A 12,740-nucleotide genomic window follows, 5' to 3' on the forward strand; every position below is an offset into this window, starting at 1 on the left:
GGCTTTCGGCTGAGCGTTGCGGGCCTGGGCCCGCAGCGGATCAGTTGACCTTGGCGTTCAGCTCGCCGCTGGCGTAACGCTGGTACATGCCTTCCAGGGAGATCGGCTTGATCTTCGAGGCGTTGCCGGCGGTGCCGAAGGCTTCGTAGCGGGCGATGCAGATGTCACGCATGGCGACGATGGTCTTGGCGAAGAACTTGCGCGGGTCGAACTCGCTCGGGTGCTCGGCCATCATGCGGCGGATGGCGCCGGTGGAAGCCAGACGCAGGTCGGTGTCGATGTTGACCTTGCGCACGCCGTGCTTGATGCCTTCGACGATTTCCTCGACCGGCACACCGTAGGTTTCCTTGATGTCACCACCGAATTCGTTGATCACCTTCAGCCATTCCTGCGGCACGGAAGAAGATCCGTGCATCACCAGGTGGGTGTTGGGGATGCGTGCATGGATTTCCTTGATGCGCTGAATCGACAGCACGTCGCCGGTTGGCGGCTTGGTGAACTTGTAGGCACCGTGGCTGGTGCCGATGGCGATGGCCAAGGCATCGACCTGGGTGGCCTTGACGAAGGCAGCGGCTTCTTCCGGGTCGGTCAGCAGTTGGCTGTGATCGAGCACGCCTTCTGCGCCGACGCCGTCTTCTTCACCGGCCATGCCGGTTTCCAGGCTACCCAGGCAGCCCAGCTCGCCTTCCACGGACACGCCGCAGGCGTGGGCGAACGCCACGGTCTGCTGGGTCACGCGGACGTTGTAGTCGTAGTCGGCCGGAGTCTTGCCGTCTTCCTTCAGCGAGCCATCCATCATCACCGAGCTGAAACCCAGCTGGATGGAGCGCTGGCAGACGTCAGGGCTGGTGCCGTGATCCTGGTGCATGCACACCGGGATGTGCGGGAATTCTTCGATGGCCGCCAGGATCAGGTGACGCAGGAACGGCGCACCGGCGTATTTGCGGGCACCTGCGGAGGCCTGGACGATGACCGGCGAATCGGTCTTGTCGGCGGCTTCCATGATGGCGCGCATCTGCTCGAGGTTATTGACGTTGAAGGCCGGCACGCCGTAGCCGAATTCGGCGGCGTGGTCGAGCATCTGGCGCATGCTGATAAGTGCCATCTTTTGAAGCTCCCGATATGGGTTGTTTAATGTGCAAGCCTGCCGCAGGGGCAGGCGTTGTTCAAGTTTCGTCTAGCCGAGGCTGCGCCAACGGCTCTCCCCGGTTTCGCCGAGGGTATTACGGAGCCTTGCAACCACGGCCGATCAGGTCGTCGGTGGCCGTCCAGTACACCAGCCCTTCGTCACCCCTGGTGTGGAAAGACAGGTTACCGTCGCTGTACAGCGCACCGGAAGCCGCTGGTTCCAGGCTCAGGCGATGCACGATGTCGTCGCCACCCAGACGTACGTCCACCTGCTCGCCCTTGCCATCGGCCACGCGCCAAAGCACCTCGGCCTGGCTATCGCAGACCCAGCGAGTCCACTGCTCCGGCGCTGTCTGCTGCTGACTGCAGGCAGCCAGCAGCAATGCCGTGGCGGTCAGGGCCGCCAGTCTTGCCATCATTTCGTGTCCTCGTCAGCAACGCTGCTCTACCGGCTCACCCGCAGGTTGACCGCTTTTCTGCTCGATTCGCTGGTCGTTCTGCGTGGTGGGCACTTCGATCGGCGCGGGGCTGAGCACCTCGCAAGCCGATTCCCGCCCACCGGCACAACCGGCCAGCACCAGCGTGATACATCCCAACGTCGCCAGCTTGCCCATGACATGACTCCTTGTTCGAGGGTTCAGTTTCAACAGACCACTCGATCACGCCAGGGTTTTATCCAACGGAGCGAACGGCATCCATCCGCCCCGCCGCGATCACTTGGCGCGCTGCTCCAGCACCTCGACTGCCGGCAGAACCTTGCCCTCGACGAACTCGAGGAAGGCACCGCCACCGGTGGAAATGTAGGAGATCTTCTCGCCTACGCCGTACTTGTCGATGGCCGCCAGGGTGTCACCGCCACCGGCGATGGAGAACGCCGGGCTCTCGGCGATGGCCAGGGCCAGGGCCTTGGTGCCGTTACCGAACTGATCGAACTCGAACACGCCGACCGGGCCGTTCCACAGGATGGTCTGCGAGGCCTTGAGCATTTCGGCGAACTGCGCGGCAGTCTGCGGGCCGATGTCGAGGATCATGTCGTCCTCGGCCACGTCAGCGACGGCCTTGACGGTGGCTTCGGCGTCTTCGGCGAAGGCCTTGGCCACCACCACGTCCACCGGCAGCGGCACCGCAACCTTGGCCGCGATGGCCTTGGCGGTGTCGACCAGGTCGGCCTCATACAGCGACTTGCCCACCGGCAGGCCGGCAGCGGCGAGGAAGGTGTTGGCGATGCCGCCGCCGACGATCAGCGAGTCGCAGATCTCGGCCAGGGAGTTGAGCACGTCGAGCTTGGTCGACACCTTGGAGCCGGCAACAATGGCCAGCATCGGCCGGCTCGGCTTGTCCAGCGCCTGGCCCAGCGCGTCCAGCTCGGCAGCCAGCAGCGGGCCGGCGCAGGCCACCTTGGCGAACTTGGCCACGCCATGGGTCGAACCCTCGGCGCGGTGAGCGGTGCCGAAGGCGTCCATGACGAACACATCGCACAGCGCGGCGTAGCGCTGGGCCAGCTCGTCGGCGTTCTTCTTCTCGCCCTTGTTGAAGCGCACGTTCTCCAGCAGCACCAGCTCGCCCGGCGCGACTTCGACGCCATCGAGGTAGTCGGCCAGCAGCGGCACTTCACGGCCCAGGGCCTTGGACAGGTAAGCGGCGACCGGCGCCAGGCTGTTCTCGGCAGAGAACTCGCCCTCGGTCGGACGGCCCAGGTGCGAGCAGACGATCACCGCAGCCCCCTTCTCCAGCGCCAGCTTGATGGTCGGCAGCGAGGCGAGGATGCGCGCGTCGCTCTTGACCACGCCGTCCTTCACCGGAACGTTGAGGTCTTCGCGGATCAGCACACGCTTACCGGCGAGGTCGAGGTCGGTCATCTTCAAAACGGTCATGGCATCAGTCCTTCACGGAGGCTGGTTGTTTGGAGGAGGTGGAAACAGCGAGCAGGTGTTCGGCCACGTCGAGCATGCGATTGGCGAAGCCCCATTCGTTATCGAACCAGGCCAGCAGGTTGACCAGGCGCGGGCCGGACACGCGGGTCTGGCTGCCGTCGACGATGGCCGAGTGCGGGTCGTGGTTGAAGTCGCAGCTGGCGTGCGGCAGTTCGGTGTAGGCCAGAAGCCCCTTGAGCGGGCCACTGTCTGCCGCCTGGCGCAGTACGCGGTTGATCTCTTCTGCGGAGGTGTCACGGGCAGTCTGCAAGGTGATATCCAGGCAGGAAACGTTGACTGTCGGCACGCGGATGGCCTTGGCCTGGATGCGCCCTGCCAGTTCCGGCAGCAGGCGCTCGATACCACGAGCCAGGCCGGTGGACACAGGAATCACCGACTGGAAGGCCGAGCGCGTGCGGCGCAGGTCTTCGTGGTGGTAGGCATCGATCACCGGTTGGTCGTTCATCGCCGAGTGGATGGTGGTAATGGAGACGTACTCCAGACCCACCACCTCATCGAGAAGTTTCAACAGCGGCACGCCGCAGTTGGTCGTGCAGGACGCATTCGACACCAGACGCTCACTGCCCGTCAGGCAATCCTGGTTGACGCCGTAGACGATGGTGGCGTCGATATCCGCCTCGCTGGCCATCGGCTGCGACAGCAACACGCGCGGCGCACCGGCAGCGATAAAGCGCTCGGCATCGGCACGGGTGGTGTACTGCCCGGAGCATTCGAGCAGCAGATCGATATCCAGCGCCGCCCAGTCGATGGCCTCTGGCTCGGACTGACGCAGCACCTTCACGCAGTCGCCGTTGATGTGCAGACAATCACCGTCGACTTTCACCTCGCCAGGAAAGCGCCCGTGGGTGGAGTCGAAGCGGGTGAGGTATTCGATGCTGGCCTGATCGGCCAGGTCGTTGAGCGCGACGATGTCCAGAGGCAGCCCATCACCCCGCTCATGCAGTGCGCGCAACACGCAGCGACCAATACGGCCATAGCCGTTGAGGGCAACGCGATAAGGGCGGTTGGACATGGGTGGTCTCGTATGAACCGTAGGGTGGATCGCACTTCATCGACCCGCCGTCGGCATGACGGCGGGCGAGAAGAGCGTCACCCGCCCTACGGCGTCGCTCTGACTCAGGCGTCGAGCAGTTCTTCGGCGGTACCGACGACGTTGTCGACGGTGAAGCCGAACTCCTCGAACAGCGCAGCAGCCGGCGCCGACTCACCGAAGGTGGTCATGCCGATGATGCGCCCTTCCAGGCCGACGTACTTGTACCAGAAGTCGGCATGGGCGGCTTCGATGGCGATACGCGCACCGACTTCGACCGGCAGCACGGCCTGCTTGTAGGCGGCGTCCTGCTGATCGAACACGCTGGTGGACGGCATCGACACCACGCGCACCTTACGGCCGGCAGCGGTCAGTTTGTCGTAAGCGGCGACGGCCAGGCCGACTTCCGAGCCGGTGGCGATGAGGATCAGTTCCGGCTCACCGGCGCTGTCCTTGAGCACGTAACCACCACGGGCGACATCCGCCAGCTGCTGAGCGTCGCGCGGCTGGTGCGGCAGGTTCTGACGGCTGAACACCAGGGCGCTGGGGCCGTCGGCGCGCTCGATGGCGTGTTTCCAGGCCACGGCGGATTCCACGGCATCGGCCGGACGCCAGGTGTCGAGGTTCGGCGTGCCGCGCAGGCTGGCCAGTTGCTCGATCGGCTGGTGGGTCGGACCGTCTTCGCCGAGGCCGATGGAGTCGTGAGTGAACACATACAGCACGCGCTTCTTCATCAGTGCGGACATGCGCACGGCGTTACGCGCGTATTCCATGAAGATCAGGAAGGTCGCGCCGTACGGCACGAAGCCGCCATGCAGAGCCACGCCATTCATGATCGCGCTCATGCCGAACTCGCGCACGCCGTAGAACATGTAGTTGCCGGATGCGTCTTCAGCGGACACACCCTTGCAGCCCTTCCACAGGGTCAGGTTGGAGCCGGCCAGGTCAGCCGAGCCGCCGAGGAATTCCGGCAGCAGCGGGCCAAAGGCGTTCAGCGCATTCTGGCTGGCTTTGCGGCTGGCGATGGTTTCGCCCTTCTCGGCCACTTCACGCACGTAGGCGGCGGCCTTCTCGGCGAAGTCGGCCGGCAGCTCGCCAGCGATGCGGCGCTTGAACTCGGCAGCCAGTTCGGGGAAGGCAGCGGCGTAGGCAGCGAACTTGTCGTTCCAGGCGGCTTCGGCGGCAGCACCGGCGGCCTTGGCGTCCCACTCGGCGTAGATCTCGGCGGGGATTTCGAACGGGCCATGGTTCCAGCCCAGGGCGGCGCGAGTCAGGGCGATCTCGTCATTGCCCAGCGGCGCGCCGTGGCACTCTTCCTTACCGCCCTTGTTCGGCGAACCGAAACCGATGGTGGTCTTGCAGCAGATCAGGGTTGGCTGATCCGTGCTCTTGCGCGCGGTCTCGATGGCCATTTTGATTTCTTCGGCGTCATGGCCGTCGACATTGCGGATCACCTGCCAGCCGTAGGCTTCGAAGCGCTTCGGCGTGTCGTCGGTGAACCAGCCTTCGACTTCACCGTCGATGGAGATGCCGTTGTCGTCGTAGAAGGCGATCAGCTTGCCCAGGCCGAGAGTACCGGCCAGCGAGCAGACCTCATGGGAAATGCCTTCCATCATGCAGCCATCGCCGAGAAACACGTAGGTGTTGTGGTCGACGATGGTGTGGCCGTCACGGTTGAACTGCGCGCCCAGCACCTTCTCGGCGATGGCGAAACCGACAGCGTTGGCGATGCCCTGGCCGAGCGGGCCGGTGGTGGTTTCCACGCCCGGGGTGTAGCCGTACTCCGGGTGACCCGGCGTCTTGCTGTGCAGTTGACGGAAGTTCTTCAGATCGTCGATCGACAGGTCGTAGCCGGTCAGGTGCAGCAGCGAATAGATCAGCATCGAACCATGGCCGTTGGACAGCACGAAGCGGTCACGGTCGGCAAAGTTCGGATTCTGCGGGTTGTGCTTCAGGTAATCGCGCCACAGCACTTCGGCGATGTCCGCCATGCCCATGGGGGCACCGGGGTGGCCGCTGTTGGCTTTCTGCACGGCATCCATGCTGAGGGCACGAATGGCATTGGCTCGCTCACGACGGCTGGGCATCGCTGAAATCTCCTACGGGGGCTGCTTCACGAATGAAGGGGGGCGAAAAAGGCCGCCATTTTCGCCCAGCCGCCCCCTGCGGGGCAATGACAGATAGTCGTAGAAGGCAAATCAGCTGGGACGCTCGCTCAGCACGCTGACGGCCGGACTGCCAGGGCCGCCCAGACAGGGCGCCTGGAACAGCTCGCCATTCCAGACGCCAACCAAGGTACGGGTGAGCACCAACGACCACACCGCCGCCAGTTGCACGGCCAGTACCAGGCCAGTCAGACCGAAAATGGCCAGCCCGGTCAGGTGCTGCAGCTCGAAGGTGGCCAGGGTGAAGACGCCCAGAGGGAAGATGAAGCCCCACCAGCCCAGGTTGAACGGCATGTTGTCGCGAATGTAATGGCGCGTGAACAGGGTGGCGATCACCAGCCACCAGAGCCCCGCACCCCATAGCGCCAGACCACCGACCAGACCGAAGTCCTGAGCCAGTTCGGCAGCACCGGCCAGGGGCGTACCGGCGAAAGCAGCCGGCGCTGCCTGCCCCAGACTCAGCAGGCCCAGGCAGCCCGTGGCCACCGGCCCCAGCGGTAGCCAACTGGTGGCGGCGAAATCGGTATCCGGCAGTTTGTGCAGGGCCAGGCGGAGCAGCACCAGGGTGATCAACGGGAAGACCAGTGACAGCGACAGCCCCCACAGCACGAAGCCCGTGACCACTAGCTGCCGCGCAGCATCGACGGGCAGATGAGGCGCCAGCGCACCAGCCGCACTGGCGACCACCTCCGGTGCGACTATCGGTAGCAGCCAGACGGCGGTGAGTTTTTCCAGCGCATGATTCTGCCGGGTGAACATCAGGTAAGGCACCAGCAACGCACCGAGCAGTGCCAGCGCCGCATCCAGCCACCACAGCGCGTGGGCCAGGGCATAAACCCCCTCGCCCCAGCGCGGCGCACCGAACAGCAACAGCCCCTTGATCAGCACCGCCAGCCCCATCGGGATCGCGCCAAGGAACATCGACTGCACCGGATGCAGCAGCATCGGCCACAGGGTTTCCCGAAACACGGCCAGGCGCAGCAGGAACAACAGGCTGAACAACGCGAATAGCAGCACGCCGAACAGCCACAAGCCCTCGGCCAGCAGCGCCAGCCCGGGCAACTGCCAGGGCAGATGGGCAAGCACCAGCGCCAGCACGCCGGTGCCCATGGTCACGGCGAACCAGTTGGGCGTGAAGTGACGGATGAAAGCCAGCGGCTCGGGCAGGCGACTGAAAGGGCGCGGCATGGTCGGGTGATCCCGTGACATGAAAGACGCGCCCAGCTTAAAAAGTGCCTTGCCATATTAAAAATACATATTCAGCATCCAAAGCATGCCTTTCATCTATACAAGAGCAGCATGAATCTCCATCACCTCAAGGTCTTTCTCGCCGTGGCCGAAGCCGGCAGCATCAGCGCCGGGGCCGAACGCCTGCACATCAGCCAGCCGGCGGTGACGAGGGAAATTCGCGACCTCGAAGCCAGCCTCGACCTGCGCCTGTTCGACCGCCTGCCGCGCGGCGTGCAACTGACCGAAGGCGGCCTGCGCCTGCTCGACTACGCCCAGCGCATCTTTACCCTGGAACGCGCCGCCGAGCGCGACCTGCGCGATTTCGCCCAGGTGGAACAGGGCGAACTGCAGCTGGGCGCCAGTGCCACGCTGGGCTCGTACCTGCTGCCGCCGCTGATCCGCCGCTTCCGCCACGCTCACCCCCACATCTTCGTCAGCGTGGAAGTCAGCAACACCGACGCGGTGACCCGCCTGTTGAATGAAGGACAAATCAGCCTGGGCTTCGTCGAGGGGGCCTTCGACCGCGATGCCTACGAGCATCGTCTACTGGCTCGCGACGCGCTGCTGCCGGTGGTGGCCCCGACGCATCCGCTGGCCCGCCTCGACAGACTCGGAGCGGAACAGCTGCTCGCTTACCCGCTGTACATGCGCGAACCCGGCTCCGGCGCGCGCAGCAGCATCGAGCAGGCCTACAGCGCCCACGGTCTCGAAGCCAAGGCCCATATGGCCATCGGCAGCACCGAGGCCCTCAAACGCCTGCTCGCCGACGGCCAGGGCATCGCCTGGCTGTCGCAACGGGTGGTGGAGCGCGAACTGCTCAGCGGCGAACTGCACCACCTGCCGGTGTCGGACTTGCAGATCGAGCGCGAGCTGCACGTGCTCTGGCGCCAGGGCGCCAGCCTGAGCCCGGCACCGGCGGCCTTCCTGGCGTTGAGCGAATCGCCGGCCTGACCTCAAAGCCAATATCAATATTTTTTGATATTGCTGTTGCTGTACGAAAAATGACCGACTAGACTGCGCCACCATGACCCTGCGCGCATCCGAGTTGGCATTCGACCCCTGCGACGAGCTCGCCGCCCTGTGCAAGGCCGGCGGCGACCCGCTGCGCCTGAACGTACTGCGCGTGCTGAGCAACGATTCGTTCGGCGTGCTGGAGCTGGCGCAGATCTTCGCCATCGGCCAGTCGGGCATGAGCCATCATCTCAAGGTACTGGCCCAGGCCGGCCTGGTGGCCACGCGCCGCGAAGGCAACGCGATCTTCTATCGCCGCGCCCTACCTGCTGGCGTGCTGCACGCCGCTCTGCTGGAAGAAATCGATGGTTTGCCGCTGGCCGATGCCCTGCAGGCGCGCATCGCTGCCGTGCATCGCCAGCGCGCAGCCGTCAGCCGCGACTTCTTTGCCCGTATCGCTGACAACTTCCAGGCCCAGCAGGATCTGATCGCCGGCCTGCCGCAGTACCGCGACAGCCTCCTCGCCCTGCTCGATGCCCTGCACCTGCCGGCTTCGGCCAGCGCGCTGGAAATCGGCCCAGGTGATGGCGCCTTCCTGCCCGAGCTGGCCCGGCGCTTTGCCCGCGTCACCGCGCTGGACAACAGCGAGGCGATGCTCGAGCTGGCGCGCCAGCGCTGTGCAGCAGAGGGCTTGAGCAACGTCGAGCTGCATCTGGCCGATGCCCTCGACGAAGCGCAGCCGCACCGAGCCGACTGCGTGGTGTTGAACATGGTGCTGCACCATTTCGCCACGCCCGCCGAAGCCTTCCGCCAGTTGGCGCGGCACGTCGCGCCGGGCGGCAGCCTGCTGATCAGCGAGCTGTGCAGCCACGACCAGAGCTGGGCGCGCGAAGCCTGCGGCGATCTTTGGCTAGGCTTCGAGCAGGACGATCTGTCGCGCTGGGCCAGCGCCGCCGGGCTGGTTCCCGGCGAAAGTCTCTATATCGGTCTGAAGAACGGTTTTCAGATCCAGTTACGGCACTTCGCCCAACCTGGCGAGCGAAGCGCTCCACGTTACGGCACACAAGGAACCCACCCATGAGCGAATATTCCCTGTTCACCTCCGAGTCCGTGTCCGAAGGGCACCCGGACAAGATCGCCGACCAGATTTCCGATGCCGTGCTCGACGCCATCATCACCCAGGACAAGCACGCCCGCGTGGCCGTGGAAACCCTGGTCAAGACCGGCGTGGCCATCGTCGCCGGTGAAGTCACCACCAGCGCCTGGGTCGACCTCGAGCAGATCGTCCGCGACGTGATCAACGACATCGGCTACACCAGCAGCGACGTCGGCTTCGACGGCGCCACCTGCGGCGTGATCAACATCATCGGCAAGCAGTCGGTGGACATCGCCCAGGGCGTCGACCGCTCCAAGCCGGAAGACCAGGGTGCCGGTGACCAGGGCCTGATGTTCGGTTACGCCAGCAACGAGACCGACGTGCTGATGCCGGCACCGATCCGCTTCTCCCACGCCCTGGTCGAGCGCCAGGCCGAGGCGCGCAAGTCCGGCCTGCTGCCGTGGCTGCGCCCGGATGCCAAATCCCAGGTCACCTGCCGTTACGAGAACGGCAAGGTCGCCGGCATCGACGCCGTGGTGCTGTCCACCCAGCACAACCCGGACGTGTCGCTGAAAGACCTGCGTGAAGCGGTGATGGAGCTGATCATCAAGCACAGCCTGCCAGCCGAGCTGCTGCACAAGGACACCCAGTTCCACATCAACCCGACCGGCAACTTCGTCATCGGTGGCCCGGTGGGCGACTGCGGCCTGACCGGGCGCAAGATCATCGTCGACAGCTACGGCGGCATGGCCCGTCACGGCGGCGGCGCCTTCTCCGGCAAGGACCCGTCCAAGGTCGACCGCTCCGCCGCCTACGCCGGCCGCTACGTGGCCAAGAACATCGTCGCCGCCGGCCTGGCCGAGCGCTGCGAGATTCAGGTTTCCTACGCCATCGGCGTGGCCCAGCCGACCTCCATCTCGATCAACACCTTCGGCACCCACAAGATCGCCGAAGAGAAGATCATCCAGTTGGTGCGCGAGGTGTTCGACCTGCGTCCGTACGCCATCACCAAGATGCTCGACCTGCTCCACCCGATGTATCGCGACACCGCCGCCTACGGCCACTTCGGCCGCACCCCGGTGCAGAAGACCGTCGGCGACGACAGCTTCACCAGCTTCACCTGGGAAAAGACCGACAAGGTCGAGGCCCTGCGCGCCGCCGCTGGCCTGTAATCAGCGCCCACAAAAAAGCCCCGCCAGCGTGAGCTGTGCGGGGCTTTTTCGTTTTATGCGCCTCAGGAAATCTTCAGGCCGCCGCCGATATACATCATCCCCAGGCCAATGCCCATGAACAGCAACGGCGCACGCATGGGCGGCTCATACAGGGCGAAAATCCCCTGCGAGACGGGCGGGAACAGGAAGTTGAGCACGACGCAGATCAGCGACACCTGGATGCCACGCGCTACAGACCAGATCCAGGCTACCAACGCGAGGAGAAAACCGATCACGTCCATTTACCGTTCCTTGGCTAGAGTAGAAGTTGGGGCGCGAAATATATCAGCCCCCAGGAAAAGCAACAGCACGGAAGGGTTCAAGGAGGAACCATGCGCAACGCTCTGGCACTCACCGCCCTGCTCGGCTCCATGTCGAGCCTGGCCGCACCCTGTCCCGACTGGTCCAGCGCACAAGCCGCGCAGGAGTTGACTGCCCTGCAAGATCAGCTCGCCAACTGGGATGACGCTTACCACAATCAGGGCCGCAGCCTGGTAGCCGACGAGCTCTACGACCAGGCCCGCGCTCGCCTGAGCCAGTGGCAGACGTGCTTCGGTCAAGCGCAACAGGCACCCGGCGACGCCCTGGTAGGCGCGAGTACCGAGCGGCCTCATCCGATCGCCCAAACCGGCCTGCGCAAGCTCGACGAAGCAGGCATCGGTCAGTGGCTCGCCGGCCGTAGCGATATCTGGATTCAACCCAAGGTCGACGGCGTCGCGGTGACCCTGGTCTATCGCCAAGGCCGCCTGCAGCAGGCCATCAGCCGCGGCGATGGACGCAGCGGGCAGGACTGGACAGCGCGCGCGCTTGAGTTGCCGGCCATACCCCAGCAACTGCCCCAGCCGCTGGACGCCATCCTGCAGGGCGAGCTGTACTGGCGCCTGGACAACCACCAGCAGGCCCGTGACGGCAGTGCCGGCGCACGCGGCAAGGTAGCCGGCCTGATGGCACGGCAGAGAATCAACGCCGAGGAAGCAGCAGGTATCGGCCTGTTCGTCTGGGACTGGCCGGATGGCCCGGCCGATATGCAAGCACGTCTGGCCGGACTGCAGCGCCTGGGCCTGGAGGACAGCCGCATCTACAGCCGCCCAGTGGAAAACCTGGCGCAAGCAGCTGAATGGCGGCAGCGCTGGTATCGCAGCGCCCTGCCCTTCGCCAGCGATGGCGTGGTGCTGCGTCAGGGCCAACGGCCTGCGGGCGAACGCTGGCAGGCCGAACCGCCGCATTGGGCGGTGGCCTGGAAATACCCGGCCAGCCAGGCGCTGGCTGTGGTGCAGCGGGTGCATTTCAACATTGGTCGCACCGGTCGCATCAACCCGGTGTTGGAACTGCAACCGGTGCTGCTCGACGACCGGCGCATCAGCCGCGTCGCTGTCGGATCGCTGCAACGCTGGCAAGCGCTGGACATCCGTCCCGGCGATCAGGTCGCCATTCGCCTCTCCGGCCTGACCATCCCGCGTCTCGACGAGGTGATCTGGCGCAGCCAGCAACGCGCCGACGTGGACGTACCGCATGCCGAGGATTACCACGCGCTGAGTTGCTGGCACAGCAGCCCGCCGTGCCAGCAACAATTCCAGGCCCGCCTGGCCTGGCTGAGCGGCAAACAGGGCCTGGCGATGAGCGGTGTCGGCCCCGGTCTCTGGGGTAGCCTGGGCCTGCATGGCCTGCTCGATTGGCTGGAACTGGATGCAGGCCAATTGCAGAGCCTGCCCGGCATCGGCGCACAGCGCGCAGAACAGTTGCAGCAGGCCTTCCACCAAGCCAGGGAGAAACCGCTGCGGCAATGGCTGCACGCGCTCGGCGCGCCACCGGGTTTCGACAGCGGCACACTCGATGATTGGCAGAGCCTCACCGAGCGCGATCTGGACAACTGGCGTCGGCAACCGGGCGTCGGCCAGAAGCGCGCCGAGCAACTGCTGGCATTCTTCAGTCATCCCGAGGTGCAGAGCCTGGCCAGGCAACTGCAAAAAGCTGGCGTAGCTGCCTTTCAGTCAC

11 protein-coding genes and 1 pseudogene are annotated in these 12,740 nt (G+C 65.1%); 4 read left to right on the forward strand and 8 right to left on the reverse strand.

Going from position 1 to position 12,740, the window contains the following annotated elements; genetic code table 11:
- Positions 1-40: 40 nt before the first annotated feature.
- The 7 genes from fba to VC352_RS09860 all read right to left on the reverse strand — a co-directional run bounded on the left by fba (position 41) and on the right by VC352_RS09860 (position 7,445).
- The gene (fba, locus tag VC352_RS09830) at positions 41-1,105 is read right to left on the reverse strand and encodes a class II fructose-bisphosphate aldolase (RefSeq protein WP_159969988.1); all 1,065 of its coding nucleotides are present in this window, start codon (positions 1,103-1,105) and stop codon (positions 41-43) included.
- A gap of 118 nt (positions 1,106-1,223) precedes the next feature.
- Positions 1,224-1,544 (reverse strand): MliC family protein, encoded by a 321-nt coding sequence (locus tag VC352_RS09835; RefSeq protein WP_322979614.1) that lies wholly within the window; start codon positions 1,542-1,544, stop codon positions 1,224-1,226.
- A 15-nt stretch (positions 1,545-1,559) separates the two neighbouring features.
- Positions 1,560-1,742: a hypothetical protein gene (locus VC352_RS09840; protein WP_322979391.1), complete on the reverse strand. Its 183-nt coding sequence runs from the start codon at positions 1,740-1,742 to the stop codon at positions 1,560-1,562.
- A 99-nt stretch (positions 1,743-1,841) separates the two neighbouring features.
- Complete coding sequence (locus tag VC352_RS09845) at positions 1,842-3,002, reverse strand: phosphoglycerate kinase (protein ID WP_322979392.1); 1,161 nt, start codon at positions 3,000-3,002, stop codon at positions 1,842-1,844.
- Positions 3,003-3,006: 4 nt separating this feature from the next.
- Positions 3,007-4,074, reverse strand: coding sequence for an erythrose-4-phosphate dehydrogenase (gene epd / locus VC352_RS09850; protein WP_322979393.1), 1,068 nt, complete (start codon positions 4,072-4,074; stop codon positions 3,007-3,009).
- Between the two features lie 104 nt (positions 4,075-4,178).
- A complete protein-coding gene (gene tkt / locus VC352_RS09855; RefSeq protein WP_322979394.1) occupies positions 4,179-6,179 on the reverse strand; it encodes a transketolase in 2,001 nt (666 codons plus the stop codon).
- A 111-nt stretch (positions 6,180-6,290) separates the two neighbouring features.
- Positions 6,291-7,445 carry a TDT family transporter gene (locus tag VC352_RS09860; RefSeq protein WP_322979395.1) on the reverse strand — a complete coding sequence of 385 codons (1,155 nt, stop codon included), beginning with the start codon at positions 7,443-7,445 and terminating at the stop codon, positions 6,291-6,293.
- Between the two features lie 111 nt (positions 7,446-7,556).
- Here VC352_RS09860 and VC352_RS09865 point away from each other — a divergent pair, with 111 nt between their 5' ends.
- The 3 genes from VC352_RS09865 to metK all read left to right on the forward strand — a co-directional run bounded on the left by VC352_RS09865 (position 7,557) and on the right by metK (position 10,706).
- Positions 7,557-8,438 (forward strand): LysR family transcriptional regulator, encoded by an 882-nt coding sequence (locus tag VC352_RS09865; RefSeq protein WP_322979396.1) that lies wholly within the window; start codon positions 7,557-7,559, stop codon positions 8,436-8,438.
- A 73-nt stretch (positions 8,439-8,511) separates the two neighbouring features.
- Positions 8,512-9,519, forward strand: coding sequence for a metalloregulator ArsR/SmtB family transcription factor (locus VC352_RS09870; protein ID WP_322979397.1), 1,008 nt, complete (start codon positions 8,512-8,514; stop codon positions 9,517-9,519).
- Entirely contained in the window at positions 9,516-10,706 is a 1,191-nt protein-coding gene (metK, locus tag VC352_RS09875; protein ID WP_322979398.1) for a methionine adenosyltransferase, read from the forward strand. The genes VC352_RS09870 and metK overlap by 4 nt, the downstream gene beginning before the upstream one ends.
- A gap of 62 nt (positions 10,707-10,768) precedes the next feature.
- Here the strand turns inward: metK and VC352_RS09880 are convergent, their stop codons facing one another.
- Positions 10,769-10,987, reverse strand: coding sequence for a hypothetical protein (locus VC352_RS09880; RefSeq protein WP_322979399.1), 219 nt, complete (start codon positions 10,985-10,987; stop codon positions 10,769-10,771).
- A 90-nt stretch (positions 10,988-11,077) separates the two neighbouring features.
- On the opposite strand from VC352_RS09880, the pseudogene ligB reads away from it, so the two are divergent.
- Positions 11,078-12,733 (forward strand): annotated as a pseudogene (gene ligB, locus VC352_RS09885) (NAD-dependent DNA ligase LigB); the annotation flags it as partial.
- Between the last annotated feature and the right edge of the window lie 7 nt (positions 12,734-12,740).

This window comes from Pseudomonas sp. C11, assembly GCF_034683865.1.
Lineage (GTDB): Bacteria > Pseudomonadota > Gammaproteobacteria > Pseudomonadales > Pseudomonadaceae > Aquipseudomonas.

What these genes read in the sequence shown, in the direction of transcription:
- fba (WP_159969988.1), bottom strand. Translation starts at nt 1,105, where the DNA reads ATGGCACTTATCAGCATGCGCCAGATGCTCGACCACGCCGCCGAATTC.
- VC352_RS09835 (WP_322979614.1), bottom strand. Translation starts at nt 1,544, where the DNA reads ATGGCAAGACTGGCGGCCCTGACCGCCACGGCATTGCTGCTGGCTGCC.
- VC352_RS09840 (WP_322979391.1), bottom strand. Translation starts at nt 1,742, where the DNA reads ATGGGCAAGCTGGCGACGTTGGGATGTATCACGCTGGTGCTGGCCGGT.
- VC352_RS09845 (WP_322979392.1), bottom strand. Translation starts at nt 3,002, where the DNA reads ATGACCGTTTTGAAGATGACCGACCTCGACCTCGCCGGTAAGCGTGTG.
- epd (WP_322979393.1), bottom strand. Translation starts at nt 4,074, where the DNA reads ATGTCCAACCGCCCTTATCGCGTTGCCCTCAACGGCTATGGCCGTATT.
- tkt (WP_322979394.1), bottom strand. Translation starts at nt 6,179, where the DNA reads ATGCCCAGCCGTCGTGAGCGAGCCAATGCCATTCGTGCCCTCAGCATG.
- VC352_RS09860 (WP_322979395.1), bottom strand. Translation starts at nt 7,445, where the DNA reads ATGCCGCGCCCTTTCAGTCGCCTGCCCGAGCCGCTGGCTTTCATCCGT.
- VC352_RS09865 (WP_322979396.1), top strand. Translation starts at nt 7,557, where the DNA reads ATGAATCTCCATCACCTCAAGGTCTTTCTCGCCGTGGCCGAAGCCGGC.
- VC352_RS09870 (WP_322979397.1), top strand. Translation starts at nt 8,512, where the DNA reads ATGACCCTGCGCGCATCCGAGTTGGCATTCGACCCCTGCGACGAGCTC.
- metK (WP_322979398.1), top strand. Translation starts at nt 9,516, where the DNA reads ATGAGCGAATATTCCCTGTTCACCTCCGAGTCCGTGTCCGAAGGGCAC.
- VC352_RS09880 (WP_322979399.1), bottom strand. Translation starts at nt 10,987, where the DNA reads ATGGACGTGATCGGTTTTCTCCTCGCGTTGGTAGCCTGGATCTGGTCT.